The 23,202-nt window shown below is 40.3% G+C and carries 21 protein-coding genes; 2 read left to right on the top strand and 19 right to left on the bottom strand.

The features are described 5' to 3' along the window. Positions 1-10 precede the first annotated feature (10 nt). Positions 11-3,052: a TraQ conjugal transfer family protein gene (locus SD449_RS01005; protein WP_067037730.1), complete on the top strand. Its 3,042-nt coding sequence runs from the start codon at positions 11-13 to the stop codon at positions 3,050-3,052. A 40-nt stretch (positions 3,053-3,092) separates the two neighbouring features. Here SD449_RS01005 and SD449_RS01000 read toward each other — a convergent pair whose 3' ends face one another. After that, complete coding sequence (locus SD449_RS01000; protein WP_067037728.1) at positions 3,093-3,578, bottom strand: hypothetical protein; 486 nt, start codon at positions 3,576-3,578, stop codon at positions 3,093-3,095. Between the two features lie 437 nt (positions 3,579-4,015). On the opposite strand from SD449_RS01000, the gene SD449_RS00995 reads away from it, so the two are divergent. Further along, positions 4,016-5,554 carry a Fic family protein gene (locus tag SD449_RS00995; RefSeq protein WP_067037726.1) on the top strand — a complete coding sequence of 513 codons (1,539 nt, stop codon included), beginning with the start codon at positions 4,016-4,018 and terminating at the stop codon, positions 5,552-5,554. Positions 5,555-5,676: 122 nt separating this feature from the next. Here the strand turns inward: SD449_RS00995 and SD449_RS00990 are convergent, their stop codons facing one another. The 18 genes from SD449_RS00990 to SD449_RS00905 form a co-directional block, all read right to left on the bottom strand. Then, positions 5,677-6,432, bottom strand: coding sequence for a M90 family metallopeptidase (locus SD449_RS00990; protein WP_404828015.1), 756 nt, complete (start codon positions 6,430-6,432; stop codon positions 5,677-5,679). A gap of 109 nt (positions 6,433-6,541) precedes the next feature. Next, positions 6,542-7,186, bottom strand: a complete 645-nt coding sequence (locus SD449_RS00985) for a GNAT family N-acetyltransferase (protein ID WP_116183705.1) — start codon at positions 7,184-7,186, stop codon at positions 6,542-6,544. An 82-nt stretch (positions 7,187-7,268) separates the two neighbouring features. Beyond that, positions 7,269-7,487: a heavy-metal-associated domain-containing protein gene (locus SD449_RS00980; RefSeq protein ID WP_067037721.1), complete on the bottom strand. Its 219-nt coding sequence runs from the start codon at positions 7,485-7,487 to the stop codon at positions 7,269-7,271. Between the two features lie 24 nt (positions 7,488-7,511). Continuing rightward, on the bottom strand, positions 7,512-9,770 hold the full coding sequence (locus SD449_RS00975) for a heavy metal translocating P-type ATPase (protein ID WP_116183706.1): 2,259 nt from the start codon (positions 9,768-9,770) through the stop codon (positions 7,512-7,514). A 101-nt stretch (positions 9,771-9,871) separates the two neighbouring features. Continuing rightward, positions 9,872-11,032, bottom strand: a complete 1,161-nt coding sequence (locus SD449_RS00970) for a hypothetical protein (RefSeq protein WP_116183707.1) — start codon at positions 11,030-11,032, stop codon at positions 9,872-9,874. 44 nt (positions 11,033-11,076) lie between these two features. After that, the gene (locus SD449_RS00965) at positions 11,077-12,366 is read right to left on the bottom strand and encodes a PQQ-dependent sugar dehydrogenase (RefSeq protein ID WP_067032977.1); all 1,290 of its coding nucleotides are present in this window, start codon (positions 12,364-12,366) and stop codon (positions 11,077-11,079) included. Positions 12,367-12,420: 54 nt separating this feature from the next. Next, entirely contained in the window at positions 12,421-13,758 is a 1,338-nt protein-coding gene (locus SD449_RS00960; RefSeq protein WP_067032972.1) for an MBL fold metallo-hydrolase, read from the bottom strand. 119 nt (positions 13,759-13,877) lie between these two features. Further along, on the bottom strand, positions 13,878-14,438 hold the full coding sequence (locus SD449_RS00955; protein WP_067032975.1) for a DUF305 domain-containing protein: 561 nt from the start codon (positions 14,436-14,438) through the stop codon (positions 13,878-13,880). 97 nt (positions 14,439-14,535) lie between these two features. Further along, positions 14,536-14,751 carry a heavy-metal-associated domain-containing protein gene (locus SD449_RS00950; RefSeq protein WP_067033717.1) on the bottom strand — a complete coding sequence of 72 codons (216 nt, stop codon included), beginning with the start codon at positions 14,749-14,751 and terminating at the stop codon, positions 14,536-14,538. A 373-nt stretch (positions 14,752-15,124) separates the two neighbouring features. Next, the gene (locus tag SD449_RS00945) at positions 15,125-15,691 is read right to left on the bottom strand and encodes a helix-turn-helix domain-containing protein (protein ID WP_067033721.1); all 567 of its coding nucleotides are present in this window, start codon (positions 15,689-15,691) and stop codon (positions 15,125-15,127) included. Positions 15,692-15,987: 296 nt separating this feature from the next. Continuing rightward, positions 15,988-17,808, bottom strand: coding sequence for an efflux RND transporter periplasmic adaptor subunit (locus SD449_RS00940; protein ID WP_318308180.1), 1,821 nt, complete (start codon positions 17,806-17,808; stop codon positions 15,988-15,990). A gap of 37 nt (positions 17,809-17,845) precedes the next feature. After that, positions 17,846-17,989, bottom strand: a complete 144-nt coding sequence (locus tag SD449_RS00935) for a hypothetical protein (RefSeq protein ID WP_162987835.1) — start codon at positions 17,987-17,989, stop codon at positions 17,846-17,848. A gap of 30 nt (positions 17,990-18,019) precedes the next feature. After that, complete coding sequence (locus SD449_RS00930) at positions 18,020-18,724, bottom strand: PepSY domain-containing protein (protein ID WP_067033727.1); 705 nt, start codon at positions 18,722-18,724, stop codon at positions 18,020-18,022. A gap of 25 nt (positions 18,725-18,749) precedes the next feature. Beyond that, complete coding sequence (locus SD449_RS00925; RefSeq protein ID WP_067033730.1) at positions 18,750-19,976, bottom strand: permease; 1,227 nt, start codon at positions 19,974-19,976, stop codon at positions 18,750-18,752. Between the two features lie 85 nt (positions 19,977-20,061). Next, positions 20,062-20,562 (bottom strand): DUF2911 domain-containing protein, encoded by a 501-nt coding sequence (locus SD449_RS00920; protein ID WP_232520873.1) that lies wholly within the window; start codon positions 20,560-20,562, stop codon positions 20,062-20,064. Positions 20,563-20,646: 84 nt separating this feature from the next. Beyond that, positions 20,647-21,123 carry a YybH family protein gene (locus tag SD449_RS00915; RefSeq protein WP_067033736.1) on the bottom strand — a complete coding sequence of 159 codons (477 nt, stop codon included), beginning with the start codon at positions 21,121-21,123 and terminating at the stop codon, positions 20,647-20,649. A gap of 18 nt (positions 21,124-21,141) precedes the next feature. Continuing rightward, positions 21,142-21,690, bottom strand: coding sequence for an ion channel (locus tag SD449_RS00910; protein ID WP_067033738.1), 549 nt, complete (start codon positions 21,688-21,690; stop codon positions 21,142-21,144). 2 nt (positions 21,691-21,692) lie between these two features. Further along, positions 21,693-23,192: an FMN-binding glutamate synthase family protein gene (locus SD449_RS00905; protein WP_067033740.1), complete on the bottom strand. Its 1,500-nt coding sequence runs from the start codon at positions 23,190-23,192 to the stop codon at positions 21,693-21,695. Positions 23,193-23,202 lie beyond the last annotated feature (10 nt).

Below are 23,202 nucleotides of genomic sequence, written 5' to 3'. Positions count from 1 at the left end.
CCAGTCGAAAATGAAAAAGTTAAAAACTACTACAAAAGTGACAATAGGGGTTTTGACCCTCATTTCTATCCTAGTTATTGCCTGTAGCAAGGATTTTGAGGATGTCATTTTGGAAGATTTCGATTTCAGCTTCTCGGTGGAACATCCCGAGGAAAGCTTTGTATTCGAACGTACGAGAACCTCATTTTCCCTGGTTCCGGAAAAGGAAATCTCTACAGTAGATTATTTTCTAAAATACTCGGCAGCCAATGCAAAAGGCTATTTTTTAAACATGGAGGGGGATACGATACGTGAGAACGACACATTGCGCATAACCGATAAAAATTGGGCCTATAATTACGTGGCTATTGATACCGGTATGCATAAGATCAATTTTTTAGCATGGGATTCCAACATGCGAGAGAAGAGATTGGAGCTGTTTCATCGTGCCAAATATGCCAGTTTCAGTTTCTTGCTCAACAAGGGACTTAATGAATTTATCATCAATTCAAAAAACCCGGTCAATCTTACACTTATTCGTGATAAGGAAACTGAAAGTCCAAGTGCAATAGGGAATTTTGAAATAACGTATCAAATCGAGAACGGCTCGGGCAAATTATATTTGGGCGATAAGGTCTTTGATGCGGGGAATCCATTTTTCCTGCCAAAAGGCATTTCCGAACTATCCTACCTACCCGAGAATTTGGGTGAACATAAACTGATCGTTACTGCCAAAGCCCCTGATGGCGCTACCTTGACCCAAGAACTATTATTGACTGTATTAAATCTTGGTTTTACACTCAATACAACGGCTTCCTCTTCACAGGTGGAGCTCGATACGAATCTGGCCATTGCCATAGACCTTGCAACACAGGATGAAAATTCGAATGTGACCTATGAGATAACCCATTCCTTTTCCAGTTCAAGTGAGGGTGGTGGAACCGTAAGGGACCAGAACGGCGGGGTTATGGAACCGGGGCAATTTAGGGCCATTGACCCTGACACTTATAATTTTTCATTTACGAGTACGAATCTGGGAAAGCGTAAAATATATTTTGACGTACGGGACAGTAATGGTCAGCAAAAACGGGACAGCGTCGAAATCGAGGTCGCCAATATTCCGTTCACATTCTCCGGCAACTCGGAAAGTAATTCGGTGTTCATCAATGAAAGGACCCAATTCAACTTCAATATAAAATCCAATGGAAACACGAACAATATAGAATACAGCATCTCCTATGAAATTCTGGAGGGAAATGGTATTGTACGCAACGTGAACGGTACAGAACTCATAAATTCAACGGATTATCCAGTCGCTTTCGGTAATTTTTCACTGTTCTATATCCCAGAGACGGCTGATACCCATAGAGTTTCCTTTGTGGTAACGGATAATTTTGGACAATCCTCTGAACCGGTTATCATCGATCTGGAAATCAAGCAAAATGAATTCGAGGCGACTTTCACCCCATCAAAAACATCTGAATTTACCAATATTCCCGTTTCTGCTATTGTGAATATCGATGAAGAACCTGAAGGCACCAATGACACCTATGAGGCATTTTTTACCTCTGGAAAAAGTGGTGGGGTAAGTATTAACGGAAATTCTTATGGACCTGGGGAGAAATTTAACTTGACCGCAGACATAAACAACATATTTTATACCGGTTTTGAGCCTGGTGAGCATAATTTGGTCTTTAGTGTCGAGTCGGGATCAGGCGTAACCCATGCGACGGAACCTATAACCATAGCATATCAACAAGTTGATTTTTCTTTCACTGGCGGCATCCAAAAATCGGATATTTCTGTTGGGGAGGTGACCTCGGTAAACTTCAATATTTCAGAAAGCGTAGGGTCTTCGGACTATACCATGCGGTTTGCAATGAACGGCAATGCATTGTTGAAGGATACCAATGGAAACGCCGTAAGCCCAGGCAATAGTTACGATGTTCCCAAGGGGAATTTCAATTGGAGTTTGGAGGGCATCAGCGAGGGAACGGTTACTATAACTTTTTATGCCAAAAATGAGACAGGGCTGGAAAAACCTGTTCCCATTACGGTCAATGTCAGCCCGAAAGACTATGTTCTCACTGTAAATGCTACGGGGCCTGGCGCATTTATTGGAGAGGCCATACCCATTAACTTTAATATTACTGAAATCGGCCTGGGGGGAGATACGTATACCATGTACTATTCTACCGGCAATGCTAATAGTACTTTTGAATTTGACGGAAACTCTTATGGCCCAGGAGAGGCATTCCCAGTGCCCGTTGGTTCATTTTCGGGTAACTACACCGGCCTTTCGGAGGGTTTGCACAACATAGTATTCAACACCATATCTTCTTCCAATGTCACCAAAAACGAAAGTGTGGATATTGATTATGAGCGATATGTTGAGCCATTCGATTTAACCATAAGTCAGGCTCCTGGTGAACGCCTTGAGGGAGAGGCATTCAATATAACTGTCATCACCAATGCCATAGGCACCCATGATAATACGGTTTCCTATACGATGACCTTTTCCTTTGAGGGTAATCGAGCGGGTTATTTTCTTCTTTCAGGATCAAGATATGATGAGGGCGAAACCGTTCCATTGAACTATGGGAGCACCAATCTCACATTCTATCCCGACAGTCAGGATACGTTCACCATTGATTTTGAGGTGGAGAACTCAACGGGGGAAACGCAAACCGGAAGCACATTTGTGGATACCTTGAGAAGGCCTGTAGCTTTTGTAAAAGGAGAAAAGTACAATGTCAGTTGTGGCGGTTTGAATGGATGCGATTATCAGGTAAGGATATACACTTGTTATGATATCGGATGTTCCGAGGCCTATGGGGGTGCCACCTTGGACCGAGTAGAGATCAGGATTTACAACAGAAGGGATAATCGATGGGATACCCGGGTATTCAACTATAATGAGGCTGTGGGGAATGGTGTGGACCGATACTTTTTGTTAGAGGAGGAGGCCAGAGAAAGCAGACTACGTTATTTAGACCAAGACTTTGAGGTCAGGGTCAGGGATACCAATGGACAGTGGAGTGAAGTGGCTTTTGGTAAAGTAATAAGGGTATAAGACAAATATCTCTTCGTTTAAAGATTCCTTTTTGAGGCTGTTAACTACGTCTAAATACATAGGTAACAATCACATTGCGGTCATCTAAAAAGTCCTCTTCTTCAACAACTAGTCGGTTTTGGGTAAATTCTATGATCGTCCAATCGCTACGGGTATCAAATCGGATAATCTCGTTATTTATTAATTCATAGGTATCACTTTCCACGTTTTGAAATGCCGGAACATCACCGCAAGAAAGTCCATTTTCATTGATGGTGAAAACATCCTTTTCCCCAGGTCCCCTATCATTGAAAAACGTCAAATTGTCCTTTAGGCACTGCCGAATTTCGTTTGTATTATAAAAGTCATCATTCACTGTGCCATCCCCATTAATATCGACTGCGATGTTGGAACCAATGGCCTCATACTCCCATTGACCAAGCAAGGCTTCTGCCCTATCTGCTTCAGAAACACCATTGTCGTCATTATTACAAGAGTAAATTAATAGCACCAATAAAACTAAAAAGACTTTAGTGTAGATTTTCATTTCGAAATATTTAGACGCCTTTATAAAGATAAAATTTTTATCCCTAACCTTTTTAACCCTTCCAGTCGATTAAGAAACTATCAATGAGATTAAAACAAGAAATGGAAGATTAAATTGCGTAATTTGACAAGATAAATGCAGGGAGCGCACTTTTACGCCTCCACGTGTTCAGGTGCGGCTCCGAGGAGGTTGATAAATCTGGAACGGAAAGATCTCGATTGTGTCGCGGCGAATTACGTCTGCTCTGGAAATCTTGATGTAGATGATTTGTTAAAATTCAACAGTGGTTGAGTACATATTAAAATAAGGTATCTGTCAAACTCCTTTTAAGCAAAGAGAAACTTATTTTCATGTCTCTTACCCATAAATAACTGTTTTTCATGAAAAGTAACCATTTTTCATATTATATTTGTACTTATATTTCATGAAATGTAACTATGAGTAATCAATTTGCACGAAAAATAAGCACTTTTCACGATAGGGTCTTGCCAGAGGAAGGAATTTTGGTTGGGTATGGTTGGCTTCTACAATTTATCGAGGATACAAGAAATAGACGATTACCTTTACCAGAGCTACTTGCCATTGTAACAGAGAAACAACAGCGGTACAATACCCCACAATGGCAGGTATTTGCAAAACGGTATATCCCCGAGGATAATGCAAGTGGCCATCTCACTTTTGCACTGAAGTACGAAGGTATTGATTTGCTCATTTTAAAAGAGTTTTTTCTGGCAGTGGGTGATGCGCCGGTAATGAGCATGGTGCAGAACGAGCCCACTGGTCAATATTCCAGAAGGATTTGGTTCCTATATGAATGGCTCTTTGGTAAAAAACTGGATATCCCCGATTTAAAAACCGGTAATTATGTTGAAGTTGTAAACCCCAAGCATCAATATGTAGGACCGGTTGAAAATAGTACCAGGCATCGCGTAAAGAATAATCTACCGGGTACCAGAGAATTCTGTCCCATGATACGCAAGACCAAAAAATTAGAGTCTTACGCCGCAACAAAATTTCCTGAAATCATGGAAAAAGGATTAATGGGAAGAAATAAGGACTTGATACGTAGGACGGCCGCATTCCTTTTGCTGAAAGATTCAAAAGCATCCTTTGCCATCGAGGGGGAATATCCTCCGAACATGAGGGCCAGAAATTGGGGCAAGGCCATTGGCCAGGCAGGTAAAAAACCATTGACGATTGAAGAGATTGAGCGACTTCAGGATATTGTAATAGGCACCAAGAAATTGAAGCACATGGGAATTCGCAAAGGCGAAGGATTTATTGGTGAACATGACCGCGAAAGCTTACTTCCAATGCCTGATCATATCTCGGCCAAGGCAAAAGATTTGGAATCATTGCTACGTGGATTGATTGACACTAACAACCTCTTGAAAAACAGTGGCTATAACCCAGTTTTGGCGGCAGCCAGTATCGCTTTTGGTTTTGTGTTCATCCACCCTCTTTCAGACGGAAACGGCAGGATACATCGATATATCATACATCATATTTTGGTTCGCATGGGCTATACCCAGAGGGATATGATCTTTCCGATTTCGGCAGCTATACTGAATCGGATAGGAGAGTATCAAGATATTCTGGAGCACTTCTCATCGCCCAGACTTAATCTAATCGAATGGAAGCCGACCCTTGACCACAACGTTGAAATCTTGAACGACACCATTGACCTCTATCGCTATTTTGACGCCACATTGCAGACAGAGTTTCTTTATGAATGTGTCGAAGAGACCATTGAAAAGATAATACCCGAAGAGTTGGATTTTCTGGAAAAATATGACCAAATGACCCATCAAATCAATGCGTTGGTTAATTTGCCCGATAACAAAGTAGATCTATTAATCAAGCTTCTCAATCAAAACAAGGGAAAGCTGTCAAAAACTAAAAAGGCAAAAGAATTCGAGGAATTATCCCAAGAGGAAATTGAAAATGTCGAAAAAATGTATGCTTCAATCTTTTAACATCCATCAGGTATAACATTAAAAATGGTTCGTAAGGTTCTTCTAGTAATACCAACACCTAAATAAGGAATTACGTTGTGGTGCTTTACTACCCAAAACTAAAAAATCGGTTTCTTGAAACGTTACTTTTCTAAAACTCCTGGTTCCTGCCTAAAGCATTCTACCAGCATTTTGTAGAGTTCTGGATGTTTTCTCTTAAATAAATCGGGACGTTCAAAAAAGTACTCGGCAGCTACGGCAAAAAACTCCGCTTCGTTGGTACCGCCATAGTTTCTTATATCGGATTTATTGGCATTGATAACTTCCATTTCCGCATGGATCAACTTTAACCACGGGATGGTATATTGATGCTCCAACAACCTTTCCGGAATTCCATCCGTGAAATCGTCCAATTTATCAATAAGATGCACAAACTCGTGTATGCCAGTATTGCTTTTGTCGGTTGTGTTTTTGAACCCGTGATGCAATGCTTTTTTCGATAAAATCATTTGCTTTTCAAAACGTCCATTCCCCACAATTCCGCCGATATTACGCGATTTATCTTTGCTGCTAAATTGCATATCCTCATTGAAGTTATCAGGATACAATAGGATTCCGCTTAAATTGGTATAGTGCCATTCGTCAAAACCAAAAACGGGAATTACAGCACTCGCCGCAATTAAAATCTTGTCGAGCTCTTGCAATTCCAGTTGTACCCCATCAATATAGACTTCACTTAAAAATTGCATCATTCGTTGTTGAAAAACTACCTGTTTTGCTTTGGGAAGGTTGCGGTAGAAGAGCACATTTTCCATCAGTAACGGATGCCAATATTTTGGGAACGGTTTTACTTTTTTGCTTCCTATTTTTGAAACAAAATAAACGGCAAGGACAAGCATCAATCCGAATATAATCGTATAAATCATAGTTGATGTAGCGGATAAGGGAATATCATCTGATTTTAGTTTTTCCAAGAATGACCACCATATAATAAATTATCCGGTTTGATTATTTGGAATAGTCCTTCAACAGAAAATTCCAATGGTATCTTTTTAACAATCCTATGTACAAATAGAGTTTCAACTTTTGGGCATTCAATTTTTCATTGACTTTTATTGATGACGTATTGAAGTAGGAGACAATACTGTAAAGTTCTTCTACGCTATAGTTTTCAAGAAGTTCAAAGCAATGATAACGTAAGTAGGTAGCCAAGTTCTTACCTCTATACGCCTGAAACGTGTAAACATTCAAAAGGTAACCTTCCTTATCTTTTATTTTGAAGGAGCGGCCTTTAAACACAAAATCCTGCAAATCAACGAATAATAGGGCGGCAATCTCTTTCCCTCGCTTGAGACCGATACATATCTGCCCCATACTTAAATTCTGCTCTAATTCCTTGGTTGTAAGCCCCATGATGTTATTCATTATCCCAATCTCGTCCAAACCTATATAACATAATTCATAGTCTTTGAAGCTATCTCGAATCTCAGGTTTTTCGGCTCCATTTTTTATTTCCCTATACCAATAGTAGGGTGCGATGTCCAATCCTATCCGGGTCAGAGCATTCCTAAGGGTGAATAAAAATAATCCATGGCGTATTCGGTGCCACAATAACTTCGTTTTATAGAATTTGCTTTTTTCCGCTACCTTCATTTTCTTTTCATTTGACTTAAGTCAGTACTGACAGAACGATATCTTTTAGATTGGATATAAATTTATTATAGGCGTTTGGTGATTAACGAACATCAACACTTTCCGCGCTAAACCCTATTTTCTGCAAAGTAGCTTTTACATCTTCTTCCGAAGCACCATGACTTTCTATAGTCAAGATTTTATCAGGATTAGCGGTATCCACTTCCCAACTTTCAACGCCTTCTTGTTTGTTTAAAAATGGGGTTACTTTAGAGACACAACCACCACAATTGATATTTGTTTTAAATTTTAAAGTTTTCATCGTATTTGAATTTATAATTAATTATTAAAGTTTTGCTCGTTTAAGTCTTAAGCTATTTGCAACCACAGATACGCTACTGAATGCCATTGCTGCTCCCGCAATCATTGGGTCTAATAAGAACCCATTTATGGGATACAAAACGCCCGCCGCAATCGGTATTCCAATGATATTATATATGAATGCCCAAAACAGGTTCTGACGGATTCCCAAAACGGTTCTTTTTGAAAGTTCCAACGCTTTGGGAATGGATTGCAAATCTGAGGTAATCAAGGTCATCTTTGCCATGTCCATAGCGATGTCAGAACCTTTACCCATGGCAATGCTCACATTGGCTTGCGCCAAGGCGTGTGAATCGTTGATGCCATCGCCAACCATAGCTACGATCTTTCCATCAGCTTGCAGTTTTTCTACAAAAGCTGCTTTGTCCGAGGGCATTACTTCTCCTTGATAATTTGTTATTCCTACTTGTTTTGCGACAGCCGATGCGGTTTTATTATTATCTCCAGTAAGCATAAAGACCTCGATGTCTCTTTCTTGAAGTGTTGCTATGGCCTTTTTTGAAGTTTCCTTAATCTTATCCGCAATGGCGAGTATCGCGAGCATTTGTTTTTCATTACCAAAAAATATGACCGTCTTTGCTTGCTCTTCAAGACTCTCTGCTGTTTGCATCAAGGAAGCGTCGATTTGAATATTATTCTCAAGCATTAGTTTATGGTTTCCAACATAGTATTGTGAACCGTCCTTTATTTCAGCTTGAACGCCTTTTCCTGTAATACTTTCAAAAGAAGCAATTTCAGCTTTTTCAATATTTTCATCTTTTAAGTGGTTGACCACCGCTTCCGCCAAAGGGTGTTCTGATTGTGCTTCAATTGCTAAAAGAATTTGTTTGTATTTTTTCGTGTCTTTATTATTCTCAGACCAATGAATATCCGTCACTAATGGTTTTCCTTTGGTAATGGTACCCGTTTTATCAAGAATGACTGCGTTCACTTTGTGTCCTAGTTCTAAACTTTCGGCATCTTTTATTAGGATATTGTTCTCGGCACCTTTGCCAATCCCCACCATTATAGCCGTAGGTGTAGCCAATCCCAATGCACAGGGACAAGCGATAACCAATACTGCTACAGAGGTCAATAAGGCCTGCGAAAATGCATTATCGTCTCCTACCGACATCCAAACAATAAACGTAATGATAGATATCCCCAAAACGATAGGAACAAATATTCCCGCTATTTTATCGACCAGTTTTTGAACGGGTGCCTTGCTTCCCTGGGCTTCCTGAACCATTTTAATGATTTGGGACAGCAAGGTTTCGCCGCCTACTTTTTCAGCGGTAAATTGAAAACTTCCTTTTTGGTTTACCGTACCCGCAAATACTTTTCCACCATCTGATTTTTCTACGGGAACAGGTTCACCTGTAATCATACTTTCATCAACATACGAGTTGCCTTTTGAAACTTCACCATCCACAGGAATTTTCTCACCAGGCCGTACCAAGATGGTCTGCCCAACTTGGACTTCGGAAATCGGAATCTCCATTTCTTCACCGTCCTCAACAATCTTTAACGTTTTGGGCTGTAATCCCATCAGTTTTTTAATGGCCGAAGAAGTGTTCGACTTTGCTTTTTCCTCCAACAATTTCCCAAGGGAAATGAACGTAATAATGACCGTGGCCGCTTCGTAATAGACGTGAGGTTCTATACCACGGCTCAACCAAAATTCGGGAAAGAGCGTATTGAAAACACTGAACACAAAGGCAATCCCCGTACTGAGCGCGACCAAAGTATCCATATTGGCCTTGGCGTACTTTGCTTGCTTAAAGGCATTGATAAAAAAGCTACGCCCGAACCAAAAAAGCACCGGTATGGTCAAGACCAACGAAATCCATTTTCCAGGTATCCATTCCATAAAGAACATCCCAAGAACGAAAATGGGCAACGTTAAAATTGCCGACCAAATGGTACGGTTTTTTATGTCTCGGTAATGTTGCCGCTGAAGTTCTTGTTGCGCTTCGGCTGGGTCTTCGACATCAATAATGATATCATAGCCCACTTCACGCAGCACGTTTTGCAGTTTTTCTTCGGAAACACTTGCATCATAATCTACCCACACGGAATTGCTGGCAAAATTTACGGTGGCCTTGTTTACACCATCGATATGGGAAAGAATCGACTCCATACTACTGGCACAGGCAGCACAGGTCATACCTGTTACCGGAAAGGATTTTTTGATATCTGATTTCTTGGTTTTATCCTTTTGCTCCAAAACAGTTGTGGTTTCCATAGCTTTACCTGAATTGCTTTATGCAAAGTTCAGAATCGTTACCGCCAACCTTGTTACGAAATTTGCTGAAAGAGTTGTAATATTCTCGGGAAAACAACTAGTCAAAGTTGTTTTTCTAGCTCAGCGACTGTTTTCTTAAACTGTTCTAAATCCTTGAAGATATGTGCCCCTATCTCTATGGCTTTGCGATAATAGGGAAGAATGATTTTGGGAAAGCTCCTTTTCTTGTACTCATTTTCCTCTACATCCATTTTGTCTTTACGGACATCCCCAAATTTCAACAGTAATAGTGTTGCTCGTCGTATTTCCTGCGGGTTATTTCGTTCTTTGATTTTATCCACCAAATTGAAAAACTCTAAGTCATTCTTGGTAATGTTAGCTTTTGTTTCGTATCGTCTTAATTGTTCGTCAATCTCTATATCTTCAATTCTGGCTAAGTTCATATTGATATTATGGCCTGCCCAAAAACCATACTCTTCATCGAACCAAATGCCAGAATCGTGCCATTTACCAAAGAAGTTGACGGCATTTTTAATGCGGAAACCTTTCAGTCCTTCCTCAGAACCCAAAATGGTAACCTCGCAAGGATTGGGAAACATTCCCATTACAACCACATCCTTTTTATAAGAATTAAAATATTGAAAATACAATTTCTTGAAAATGTCAAATAAGTCAATAACATTGTTCAACTTGGGATAGAAAAATTCATCTAAATCGAAGGAATGAATCAAAACGCCATCTAAATTGATAGGGTCTGAATCGTGCATAACATACCGACCTTCGTCTATAGAATAGGCGGAATGAAAGAAACTGTTGCGTATTTCTTTAAAATGGTTCTGTTCATAAAAATCGATTAGGTGCTGCTTTTCCGAATCGGCCAAGAGCTCCATCAAGAAATCTTGTTTTTCGCCAATTCCCAAAAGGCGCTCATATTTTTTCGTTTTCCAAAAAAGATATGATGAACCTTTGTACCCCAATTTAATACGGCACAAATTACCTATTATGTTGTAGAAGTCGCTGTTCTCAAAAAAAGTGGAGTAAATCTGTAAACCCATACGGGTTTTCTCTTTTCCTTCTAATTCATTGTACAACCTTTTATAAAACTCGATTGCATCGAACCATTCATGAAGGTTAGAGTTTAAATTAGATGAACTGATTCCCCTATAATTAATCAGGTTAAGTACAAAATCGAATTCGCTTTTAGCCTTGGCTTCTTCAAAAAGATTTCTCAAATCATTTATCGGAGGTTGTGCATCTTCCATAAATAAAAGTACTTATAAAACGGCAAACCCCCACTGAGAATCCCTCACATACCGCGTTTACCGTCCCAACTAATTCTCCAGATCCTATTGGTCACATCATCGGATATCAACATCGATCCATCGGGTAGTATGGCGGCACCCACGGGTCGGCCATAGACCTCATCTTTTTTGCCGTCAACAATAAAACCCGTTAAAAAATCTTCAGGTTTTCCAGTTTGTTCTCCGTTCTCGAAAGGCACGAAAACCACTTTATAGCCTGATAAAACCTGTCTGTTCCAAGAGCCATGCTGTACGACAAAGGCCCCGTTCCGATACTTTTCGGGGAAGGAATCGCCCGTGTAGAACGTCAATCCCAAAGATGCGGTATGGGGGCCAACGTTCACATCGGGCATCAGTGTATTTCCCACTTGGGCCGAAGGCACCCATTTTACCCTAGGATCTTCATTTTGCCCATAATACAAGTAGGGCCAACCGTAAAATCCGTTTTCGCGGACACTGGTCAAATAATCAGGTACGAGGTTGTTGCCCAATCCGTCGCGTTCGTTGACCGCCGTCCATAAGTCTCCGGTAACGGGATTCCAATCCATACCCACGGGGTTTCTTAGTCCTGATGCGAAAATTCTTAGTCCTGCGCCATCGGGATCAATCTCAAGAATGGCCGCCTTCATGAATTCAGCCTCTGCCCCTTTCTCCCCAACATTCGAGCCACTACCGACCGCTATATATATTTTCGAGCCGTCCTTGTTGGCAATAATATTGCGTGTCCAGTGCCGATTGGCCTTTCCTGCGGGTAAGGTGGTAATTTTTTCCGCTTTTCCCGATATTTGCAATTGACCGGGCTTGTAAGGAAAACGTAGCAATCCGTTGGTATTGGCCACATAGAACCAATCATCTAGCACAAGCATTCCGAATGGTTGATCGAGTTCCTTTTCGAGAAATACGGTACGTTCATCGGGAGACCCGTCCTTGTCTACATCGCGGAGCAAGGTTATCAAGTCCGCACTGTTCTTAAAGCTTTTCGACTTTGATGCCCCGATGAACCATGCCCCGATTTTTTTCCAGAGCGGATAATTCGAATTGCTTTGCGCCACAAGTACATCGCCGTTCGGTGTAACGTACATCCACCTTGGATTCTTGAAACCGTCAGCATATTTTGTAACGGTAAAACCGGGCGGGGCTTTGGGGGTCCTTCCATTTTTCCAGCCAATGACATTGCTATAGTTGGAATAGGATTTGGAGGCCGATATCGGCGGTAGCGAATCGACGGTCTGCGCATTTGTAGTTGCCAATACTAAGAGTGAAATGATTAAACCTGTAAAAAAACGTGTTCCCATGACCATTTAAAATTTTGTCTTACATCTTCTGCCAATTAAAACTTAGCATCTTGGTTATTTGAATTTCTCAATAACTTCCCCTAGGTCATATACTTTTACGTCTTGCAATTCATTTGAAAGTATGCTGCTTCCGATCGCGCTTCTATATCCACTGCCACAATGGACAATAATGGGTTTGTCGTTAGGAATGTCCTGAATTGATTCCCTTAGTTCGTGTAGGGGTTGGTTCAGGGCACCGTCAAAAATTTTCTTTTTTCTTACTTCATCCGTATTTCTGACATCGACAATGGTGTAATTATCCAGATTTTGCACAAAATGCTTGAAATCCAATCGCTCGTTTTCGACAAAGCTTTTCTTCGAAAGGGTAATTATCGCCTTGAGTTGATTTTCATATCCAATCTTCGCCACCCGCCGGGCGATGGTCTTTACACTTTTTGGAGAATCGACAACCAGATGAAATTCCTCATTTGGTTGGATTATAGTACCTAACCATGTTTCAAAAGAGGATGCTTCGCCACCCTGCATAATATTGATACTCTGTGGCCAATGACCTTGTTTAAACTCGTTTTCATCACGACTATCGACAATTAAGATATTATCTTTTGGTGTTTCGGCATTAAGATGAATAGGGATTTTAGCGGTAACCATATCAATCGATTCAACTTTCTTTTTGTTCATAGCTACATCATGTTTGAAATAGGCCGGTATGAACGGTTGGTCTTCAAGGAGTTCTTTGACAAACTCGTCTTCATTCTGATGGCCAAATGCCCAGTTATCCTTTCGCTCCCTACCTAATGTGCTAATGCTATCTGCCGACATGCTTTTGCCGCACAGGGATCCCGCCCCGTGGGCGGGGTAAATAATGGCCTCATTCGGTATTTTTTTGAATTTAGTTCGAATTGTGTTGAACATTTCACGGGCCAGTGCTTGCTTTTTTTGCTCTTTGTCATCTTCATTTCCGCGCAGGTCCGGGCGTCCGACATCCCCGATCAATAAGGTGTCCCCCGTAAAAAGTGCAACCTCATTTTCATCTGTGGCAAGAATGGAAATACTATCGTATGAATGCCCAGGAGTATTTATGGCTTCTAGTTTGGTATTGCCCACGAATATGGCACTGTTCCCATCAAAACTTTCGAAAGGGTATTCAGCTTCCAATTTGCTGCTGTTATAAATCGTGACACCTGTTTCTTTGCTAATTTGCCAATGTGAGCTTACAAAGTCTGCATGGGAGTGGGTCAATAGCACAGCTCTAATCACAGCATTTTCTTTATGCGCAAGATTATAATACTGCATCGGGTCGCGATCGGGATCGATTATCGCCATCTCCCCTTCGCTCAGCAGTGCGTATGAATAGTGGGAAAGTGGTTCATATTCAAATTGCTGTATTTTCATAAAAATTTTATGCGTTTATAATTTAACGTCCGAAATGCCTTCGTTTATTCTCCTGTATTTTCGTTTTTTCCTTTCGAAAGTAAAAACTGTTATTACCTCCTGACATTCACTTTTCCGTATCAGTCAAGGTTTGTTGTTTCTTCGGTAAGCGATCCTTCAAATTTGGGAAGCGAACGCTTTTCCTTTTCTTCTTCTGTTTCTACTATCCCATTTTTCTTGATATCGTTGATTAACCATTGCATTTCCATTATTTCCCGACGCTGCGCTTTGATGATCTCATCGGCAAGTTTTCTTACCCTAATATCTTTTATTTGAGATCGTTCACTAGTTAGGATAGCGATGGAATGATGGGGAATCATACCTTCCATATAGTCAACACCGGAAACCGTAACCTGGCTCCTGACCAGCCATATTCCGCCTGCGATCAGCAAAACACCCAAAGCCAAGATGGCAATATTCTTATTGCGGTCTTTGTACATCTGTAGCATATACAGCAGCATGATAATAACCATGGACCCACCCATGATCAACGTCATAAAGAACCTGGTTTCACTATACCAGAAGTGATCGATAATCTGATAGGAGTGTGTGTACATTAAAAAGAACATCGCGACCATTGAGGTACCGATCATTGCGAAGAACTTTAAGTAATTGTTGACTTTCTTTTCTTTATTTTCCATTGTATATACTTTTAATTGGTTAATATGATTTCATTCTTTTTGGCCATCATCAAGATTACTGGACAACTATAAAGGGATTATTTTAGCCATGTTCCACTCAATTTACAGGTTGTATTTTATATTGATTACCAGCATTTTTTAAGGCCTCTTGCAAATTTTCCAAAGGCACTTCAAATTGCGACTCTACCGTTGCTTCGGCATCCTTCAAATCGACAGATACATCGGCCACTCCTGCGACGTTTAAAAGTGCATTTTCAACATGATTTCTACAGCCGTTACAGGTCATTCCTTCTATTTCGTATCTTCTTTTCATATTATGATCAATTTTTATTCTAACAATTTCACCTTTTGAATCAGAAGTGTTGATTCAAATACGTTATCGAAAAATAACATTTACTAAATCTGGGCGTTGTTTGAAAAAAAACAAACCTTGACCCATTCGATTATTTAGGGCTATTTACATCAATTTAAGTATGCGATTACCTAAAAAGTTTTATTGTAATCGAGCTTTTGCCATTAATGACTAAAAATTCAGTGCAATAGGTTTAAGTTCGCCCATCACTATGCACCAAAAAATCTCTAAACATCTTTATTGAAACCTGAACATAAAGAAGATGATAATGAAATTCAATGCATGGGAATCGACTTCTTATCACAAGCCACGAAGAGAAGGTTAAGCTTATAAATTATATGTTATCCAGCGATTTTCTATTTTGAAGGGCACTTTTCTTAAATTGTGTAGGTGCCATACCATTGATTTTTTTGAACTGGTTGCTTAAATACGCGACACTGCTATAGTCTAACTGATGGGCTATTTCCTTTAAGCTTAGCTCGTCATAGATGAGCAATTCCTTAACCCTTTCAATTTTTTGGCTAATGACATACTGTTCAAAAGTGATAATCTCCACGGAAGAGAAAAGGGAACTTAAGTACTTGTAATCCAGACCTATTTCTGAACCAACATAATCGGTCAATTTGACGTTTAATTCTTGTCTTGAATGAAAAATTTTTTCTATTACAAGATTTTTCATACGCTCGATCAATTGAGACTTGCGATTACCGATCAAAGAAAAACCCAGCTTATTCAATTCGGTTTGTAATTGATTTTCTTGTTTTGCGGTCAGTTCTTCCTTCAATGTGACTTGGCCCAGTTGCACATTGGAATAATCAATACCAATCTTTTTCAGAACATTGTATACCGCCGTAACACATCTTGGGCAGACCATGTTTTTTATGTGCAGCATATGGCTCATGATAAAGTTTTAAAATACATTGCGCTCACATTATCCATTATCACAGATGGGACCGATGTTCCCAAATCGCTCTCAACAAAACCAAGACTACCGTGACTATAAACAAGATGATAATCGCCAATGCAGCATAGAATCTTGTTTTTCGGTTAGATTCTATTTTTGTTTTCTTGCTCTCCTTTCTTTGTTGGCTTCTTCTCTCCCTACGTTTTTGACTCATGATGCCAAAATCTTTTCATTTTTCTTTTACTCACACCATTCAATTTTCTCTATTATAATTTTATCGGCCTTATAATTAATTATTGTATCGTTCCCCTAATTTCCCCACAAGTCATCATTGCTTCTCCGTAGTATGGGTTTCGAATCTCCTTTTCCAGGCTTAGCCAATTGGCTCCCTTATTGCTATCTACCATCGGGCAATAGCTGTTGTACACTTTTTGATTGACTCCAAAAAGCTGAACACCGCTGATCATGTGGGCCGATAAATGTTTAAAGTGGTCCCTTTGCTCCTTGATCTCAGAAGTGCTGGCCACTGCATTTGACGATGCTTTGAGCTCTTTTTGAATGGTCATCCAATGATCATGGGCCTCTTTGTCTTTTAGCAACTTCATATCGACTTTGGCCAAACTTTCTTCCATTTGTTTTGCTTCTTTTTGTGCGGCCGCGCCATCATCATTTACCAAAGCATCCTTAACATCTATATAGGCTTCGAAAACCTGCTTCAACTGACCTTGAAACTCACTTGATACTTCAATCCTTTTTTTCATCTTAGAATGGTCGGTGCCCGTACTTGTTGAGGGTTCCATTTTATCTCCTTCCTGCATACCCAAATGACCCTCATGCCCGGTCATGGTTTTGCCTCCCTCTGCGTTCATCATCGATTTTTTACCCTGTAACTGTGCGGCCGCATCAACGGTAAATGTTCCGTTGGTCACAATTTGATCCCCCTTTTCAAGCCCGCTAATTATTGTATAGGTATCGCCATTGGTACTTCCAAGGGCAACTTCGCGCATTTCAAAGACAGGCTCATTGGGATTGGTCTTTACATAAACCACCGATCGTTCCCCCGTCCACATTACGGCACTGGCCGGTATGATAACGGTATTCTCCATCTGCATTTCGGCAGCTTTGATCGTACCTTCCACGAACATACCCGGCTTCAAGAGATTATCCTTATTGTTAAGTATTGCCCTTACCATGACCGTTCTTGTAGAAGAATTAAGTAACGGGTCTACAAAGGATATTTTTGCCGTAAATTCTTCATTGGGATAGGCATTCGTCGTTATCTTGACCTCCTGACCCTCCTTCAACGATGCTATCTGATTTTCATAGGCATCGAATACCGCCCAAACGGAATTTAAGTTGGCAATTTTGTACAAAGGCTGCCCTTGTTTTACATAATCTCCTTCTTCAACCATGATATCGGTAATCGTTCCTGAAACTGTGGCATAGACTGGAAAGTTTTCCTGCACTTTGCCCACTTCTTCTATCTTATCTATTTGATTGTCAGAAAGCTTCCATAATTTTAATTTATTGCGAACGGCATTGTATAATGCCGGTTGCGATTCCTTCATGGATGCGGCCGTCAACAGCTCTTGTTGTGCGCTTACCAATTCTGGGGAATAGATGGTTGCCAAAAGTTTGCCCTTGGCAACGTTCTCTCCGGTATAATTCACATTTAGCCGTTCAATGCGACCCGCAAAATATGTAGCTTGGGTAGCATTGGCTTCTTCGTTCTCGCGAATCTTTCCTGAGAGTTTAAGTGAACTCCCATCCGAACCACCTGTACCAACGGTAGAGGTGCGTATATTGGCCAAGGCCAAGGCGTTGTCCGTCATTTTTATTTCATTGGCACTAAGCCCCGTCGCTCCGGTTTCAGCAGGAATGAGATCCATACCGCAGATTGGGCAGTCTCCCGGTTCGGGTTGCATAATCTGTGGGTGCATGGAGCAGGTCCACATCTGATTCTCGGATTCTCCGGAATGGTCATGGCTATCGGACATATCCGAAAGATCTTTTATGGCCGATTGATCGGCCTCAGCGTTTGAGAAAATAAAATATCCCCCCAATAAACCGACCGCTAAGGCGGCTACTACAATGTAAATGATGTTCTTGTTCATGATATTGAAGATTGAAATGTTATTGTTTCTTAAAAATTTATACGGATTCACTAATAGTTTTCAAAACCAGTACAATGAGCGTATGTACTATAAAAAGTATGATAATGCCCGCTAAAATATAGGCGCCTTCCTTTTCAAATGGCACTTTTCTAATCTCGCCGTTCGGGTTCTTTTCTTCCATAAATTACGTCTCCATTCATTAAATTACTTTCTAAATCTGTTTTTTTATCTTTCGAATAGATGGCGATGATATATACCATAGGACAAAGCCGCTCAACACGGTTATTAGTCCCAAAAGCGAAAATGACCTTAACAAAAGGGTGTTGAAATTATCTCTTGTGTCATAGTCCATGGTATGGGTCATCCACAGAAAGTCGAACCAGCGCCAATCTCTATGCCGCACCGTTTGAAACGCCCCATTTTCGACAGCCACATAAGCCTTTAAATTTTGTGGTGTTTCATACGAAATCTCATAAGCCGGTAGGGGACGTCCTCGATATTCGTGGTGGTCTCCGACTTCTTCTATCCTTTTTATTGCGGCTATTTTAAGCTCTGGAAGTATATATCTTTGTGCTACCTCTTGGGCTTCTTCTTTAGTGATACCGTCCTTTTCCTCTCCTGTTTTGGCATTATAAAGCTTTGCTTCGTTTATCCAATAGTAAGGTTCTTCTGCTATTTCCAATAATTCAAGCGTTTGGATGGGCTGCGTACTATCTAATTGGCCTGTACCCAATAAATCTGAAAAAGCCGTCTGTTTTGGCTTCTGGTTTTTGAACTGGTCGCCGTGTATTTCATCGATATCCGTCCAGCTAAAATACATCCCGCTAATCGTCCACATCAGGAACTGAATACCTAGGAAGATGCCCAAGTAGCGGTGGGCTTTTCGAATCCATTTTGCTGTTTTTCTGTTGACCATATTTGTTTTATTCTATATCCGAATTTTAGTTCACTAAAAATTTTACAATAAGTCCCCCAGCGAGCCATATATAACAGATGAAGGCTGCATATTTTAAAACACTTTCCAACAATGGACTCTTGGGTGCCATCTCGCTCATTGAATGTTCTACATCTTTTTTTTTGAAAAAACCCAGATAAACGAGATAGGCCGAAATGATGAGAAAAGCAACGTTCAAGAAAAAGGTATAATCAATCTTAAAATGTTCCTTATCCTGAATCTTGACCTGCGAAGGGTCGGGCAATATTCCCAGCAAATCGAAACCATAATGCAAGGTCAAAGAGGTGCCAATCAATGCCGTGAAAAGTAAGAATAGAATAAAGAGTGACATTTTCCAACCATAATACTTTGCATTGATTCTCAGTACTGGAAAAACCACCAAATCGCTAAAAATAAAGGCCATTACGCCCGCAAAACTTACGCCTTTGCTGAATAGTAATGCTGCCAATGGGATGTTACCCATTGAACCGATAAATGTTAAGAATGCGGCAACTGGACCAACAACAATATGTTCCAGAATTTCGAGAAAAGTGAAATCTGTATTGCCTTGACCACTATTTATAAATAAGGTCTGAAAAAACGAATCTGGCACAAAAGCCGCTGTAATACCCGCAACGGTAAAACCTACGGTTACATCCTTCCAGACCATTTGCCATTCCATCTTGTATTTTTTGGCAACGCGCGCCCAACTGTCTTCGTTCTTGATTTGTTTCTTCCAATCTTTGGAACCGTCCATCTCATCATCATCTTCATTTTCGATATTTTTGCGGGCTTTTTCGATGAGTTTTTTAGGATTGATGAGTCGTATCAGAATCCACGAAATACCAATCAAGAGAATACCACCTACATATTCGCCCACCACGAACTGCCAACCTAAAAAGATGGAAATGATAATCCCCAATTCTATGACGAGATTGGTCGATGCCAACAGAAAAGCAATGGAAGACACAAAACTTGCACCTTTCTTAAAGATGGATTTTGTACCTGCCAAAGCAGAAAAACTGCACGAGCTACTTATAAAGCCGAAAAACGTGCCCAACAGCACACTTTTGCCTTCGTTTTCGCCCATTGTTTTTTGCATCCGTTTTTCGGTCACGAAAATCTGTATCATACTACTGATGATATAACCCAAAATGAATGCCCAAAGCGCCATCCAGAAAAATCCGGTAGTCGTATAGGCGGCTTCGCCCCATTGTTTTAAAAATTCGTTCACGGTTTAAACTGTATTAGTTTTTATTCTTTGATGATACACGTTTTTTTAATTTTTTTATCATCGTACCCTTGTTGACCCTATCTTGTTATTTTACTTTGAATGGAATTACTACTTTAACTTTTTCCCAAGCTAATGTTATCTCACCTTCAGTATCACTAATTTTATCGATATTATATTCTAAGTGTTCCTTTAGGCTATCCGCAATAATCGGTGTCACCTTAAATCGTATTACATCATCTTTTTCGTCATATTCATCCTTACCGTGCTGGTTCCAATTGGAATTTAAAATGATGGTCCATTCTTCCTTTGAAGGAATGGTAAAAAATCCATATTTACCTGCTTTTAGTTCCTTACCATCTATTTCTATATCCGTATCCGTCTCTATCCACGTAGCCATATGTGCCCCAGCTTGCCAGACTTCGTCATACGCCAGCAAACCACCAAAAATCATCCTGTCCCTAACCCCTGGCGATGAATAATCAATATGGATGTGCGCATTACCAATGGTCGCCATTGCAGAGGTGTGAGGGCTTAACACTTTTTTTGGCGGTTGGTCTGTGATTGCTTCTTTTGACGGTTCTGGCATTGGCTCCGTTTTCTTCTCTTTACAGCTGGTAATAAGAAGAAGACCAAACACTATACTAATTGAAATATATCTACTCATCGGGTGTTACTTAATATTTCTTGAAGATGAATGGGTTTTTATTATTTTCCATTTTCCATCTATTTTTTTAAGGATTGAGGTTGCTACCCCTTTTTTCTTTATAGTCCGGCTATTTCCCTTGTCGTCTGGATTGAGGACAATGGTATATATGTACGTTTCGGTAGTAAAGGCATAGGGTACATCTACCTTTACATCGATTTCATAATCTGAAAATTCGAATTTTTCAAAATGACCTAATTCCGGTCCTAAATGATGTTCTATATAGTGGCTGTACGTACCCTCGACGCCTCCCGATTCAAAAACCTCGGAATCCTCGGTAAATAATTCGAAAGTACCATCGGTCGTTAGGTTTTGTAGGGCATCCTTATAGCTTTTCATTACTGTAAGCACTGCTTCTTTTTCTGTTTTTGCATCTTGACCACATAGTGGACTTGTCGCTATTATGAGCAACATTGTTACTGTAGTTGATTTTAGTGTTTGCATACTTTTAGTTTTTAAAGGTTATTTATTTACTCGTATTCTATTCACATTTGCGATACCAAAGACCAGGACGAAAAACCGCAGTGCCACTTCAAGCGCCACCAAGGTTTTCGCGGGTAAGGAAATTGGGACTATATCACCATATCCTACTGATGAGAATGTTATCAAACTGAAATAGGATAAATCAAAAAATACCGACAGTCCATCTTTGCCAATACTGTTGTTCATTTTAAAATGAATAGCATCCACAAACTGCAACGCTGTGTAATCTATTGCAAACGAGAAAACTATCAACACAATCAGGTATCCGAACAACACCAGTACGTGGCTCAATAGATGGCTCTGACCAATTATCTTCATCAATTGGTTAAAGGACAAGGCTATAATGAATCCTATCTTTAGTAATGTTAAGGCCAGTAGGATAATCATAGCATAAAACCCTTCCATAGTAGGTAGCGCATACAGTTCGATTACTGAAGCAATAAGCATCACCAATAGAACATACTTTGAGCTATTGAAAAGCTGTCCATAAAATGCCCCTGTGGTTTCTATGTCTTTTTCTTTATCCATTCTTATTTGTTATCTATAAAAATTTCATCATAGCCTTTTGCTTTATTCTCACTGATTCTTCTCTTTATATACATTTTGGTGATACCCCTTCTATTTTCAATTCCCATTGATTTAAGCAGCTCCTTAAAGGCTTCCATAGTGTTTTTATGGTAGTTGGCTACTTTGGTCTTTTTATCTTCTACTACCAATGATGCGACCCTTGAAGGTTCCATTGTGGTGATTCCCGTAGGGCAGGTATCCAGATTGCATTTTAAGGATTGTACGCAGCCCAAGGCAAACATCATCCCTCTGGCACTATAGCAAGCATCGGCACCAAGTGCCAACATTCTATAGATATCAAAAGCTGAAATTATTTTTCCTGCTGCCATTACTTTTATTTCATCGCGCAACCCATACTTTTTAAGAATGCCGTTTGCGAAATGCACGGCTTCAATTATTGGCATTCCAGCCCAATGCAGCGATTCCATATGTGCAGCACCGGAACCACCTTCTGCACCGTCTATGGCTATAAAATCCGGATAGTTTTGCTTTTCGGCGAAAATGCGGACCATTCTTTCGAATTCATCCTGCTGTCCGATGCACATTTTAATCCCTATGGGCTTTCCAGCGGAAAGCTTCCGTAATTCTTGGATAAAAGCTACCATTTCCAAATCAGTACCAAATGCAGCGTGATGTGGTGGCGATAGAATTTCGGTTCCTTTTTCTACGTCCCTGTACTTTGCGATTTCCTCGGTATTTTTTTTGGCAGGAAGAATGGCCCCAAAACCGGGTTTTGCACCCTGTGAGACTTTTATTTCAATCATTTTGACCACTTCATTGGATGCGATTTCCACAAATTTTTTAGGGTCGAAATTCCCTTCTTCTGTCCTACACCCAAAATAGCCTGTACCGAACTGAAAGATAATATCAGCTCCATATTCCTGATGGTAGGGCGTAAATCCACCTTCGCCGGTATTTTGCGCAAAGCCAGCAATTTTTGCACCGCCGTTAAGGGCCAGCGTTGCATTTTTACTGATGGAACCATAGCTCATCCCTGCCAGATTTAGAATGCTCGCTGAATAGGGTTTTGAGCATTTTGAACTCCCTATGGCAACCCTAAAATCATCTTTGATTTCCTTAACAGGATACGTGGAATGGGTAAACCATTCGCGACCAACTTCGTCATACGGAATCTGCGTTCCAAAGGGTTGGTTTTTGACCGCGTCCTCGGCACGTTTATAAACAATTTCTTTCTGTATCCAATTGAAAGGTTTTCCCTCTGTTCTATTCAATAAAACCGTTTCTTGAACGACGTGACGTTGTTTTTCCAGAAGCTTCGTAATCCTGCCCAACAACGGATAGGTTCTTTTGATATTATCGGTTTTTTGAAAATAGTCTCTTAAGCCGAGAAGCATAAAAGGTGTGATCAACAGCGCAAGCCACCAGAAATGAGGCTTCCACATTATGAGCCCTGCAAGTACCACTAAAAGCGTTATCGACGATATTAAAAATATTCTTCTCATGCTTTGTTTT

The organism is Flagellimonas crocea (assembly GCF_033441595.1).
GTDB lineage: Bacteria > Bacteroidota > Bacteroidia > Flavobacteriales > Flavobacteriaceae > Flagellimonas > Flagellimonas crocea.
Note: the sequence above shows the minus strand (reverse complement) of the source record. Positions and strands in the feature narration are given on the sequence as shown.

Excerpts from the sequence above, each read along its gene's own strand:
- SD449_RS00915 (WP_067033736.1), bottom strand. The coding sequence starts at position 21,123 with ATGCAAACACTAAAATCAACTACAGTAACAATGTTGCTCATAATAGCG.
- SD449_RS00980 (WP_067037721.1), bottom strand. The coding sequence starts at position 7,487 with ATGAAAACTTTAAAATTTAAAACAAATATCAATTGTGGTGGTTGTGTC.
- SD449_RS00905 (WP_067033740.1), bottom strand. The coding sequence starts at position 23,192 with ATGAGAAGAATATTTTTAATATCGTCGATAACGCTTTTAGTGGTACTT.
- SD449_RS01000 (WP_067037728.1), bottom strand. The coding sequence starts at position 3,578 with ATGAAAATCTACACTAAAGTCTTTTTAGTTTTATTGGTGCTATTAATT.
- SD449_RS00965 (WP_067032977.1), bottom strand. The coding sequence starts at position 12,366 with ATGGGAACACGTTTTTTTACAGGTTTAATCATTTCACTCTTAGTATTG.
- SD449_RS00985 (WP_116183705.1), bottom strand. The coding sequence starts at position 7,186 with ATGAAGGTAGCGGAAAAAAGCAAATTCTATAAAACGAAGTTATTGTGG.
- SD449_RS00955 (WP_067032975.1), bottom strand. The coding sequence starts at position 14,438 with ATGGAAAATAAAGAAAAGAAAGTCAACAATTACTTAAAGTTCTTCGCA.
- SD449_RS00945 (WP_067033721.1), bottom strand. The coding sequence starts at position 15,691 with ATGAGCCATATGCTGCACATAAAAAACATGGTCTGCCCAAGATGTGTT.
- SD449_RS00995 (WP_067037726.1), top strand. The coding sequence starts at position 4,016 with ATGAGTAATCAATTTGCACGAAAAATAAGCACTTTTCACGATAGGGTC.
- SD449_RS00935 (WP_162987835.1), bottom strand. The coding sequence starts at position 17,989 with ATGGAAGAAAAGAACCCGAACGGCGAGATTAGAAAAGTGCCATTTGAA.
- SD449_RS00975 (WP_116183706.1), bottom strand. The coding sequence starts at position 9,770 with ATGGAAACCACAACTGTTTTGGAGCAAAAGGATAAAACCAAGAAATCA.
- SD449_RS00970 (WP_116183707.1), bottom strand. The coding sequence starts at position 11,032 with ATGGAAGATGCACAACCTCCGATAAATGATTTGAGAAATCTTTTTGAA.
- SD449_RS00910 (WP_067033738.1), bottom strand. The coding sequence starts at position 21,690 with ATGGATAAAGAAAAAGACATAGAAACCACAGGGGCATTTTATGGACAG.
- SD449_RS01005 (WP_067037730.1), top strand. The coding sequence starts at position 11 with ATGAAAAAGTTAAAAACTACTACAAAAGTGACAATAGGGGTTTTGACC.
- SD449_RS00930 (WP_067033727.1), bottom strand. The coding sequence starts at position 18,724 with ATGGTCAACAGAAAAACAGCAAAATGGATTCGAAAAGCCCACCGCTAC.
- SD449_RS00990 (WP_404828015.1), bottom strand. The coding sequence starts at position 6,432 with ATGCTTGTCCTTGCCGTTTATTTTGTTTCAAAAATAGGAAGCAAAAAA.
- SD449_RS00920 (WP_232520873.1), bottom strand. The coding sequence starts at position 20,562 with ATGCCAGAACCGTCAAAAGAAGCAATCACAGACCAACCGCCAAAAAAA.
- SD449_RS00940 (WP_318308180.1), bottom strand. The coding sequence starts at position 17,808 with ATGAACAAGAACATCATTTACATTGTAGTAGCCGCCTTAGCGGTCGGT.
- SD449_RS00960 (WP_067032972.1), bottom strand. The coding sequence starts at position 13,758 with ATGAAAATACAGCAATTTGAATATGAACCACTTTCCCACTATTCATAC.
- SD449_RS00950 (WP_067033717.1), bottom strand. The coding sequence starts at position 14,751 with ATGAAAAGAAGATACGAAATAGAAGGAATGACCTGTAACGGCTGTAGA.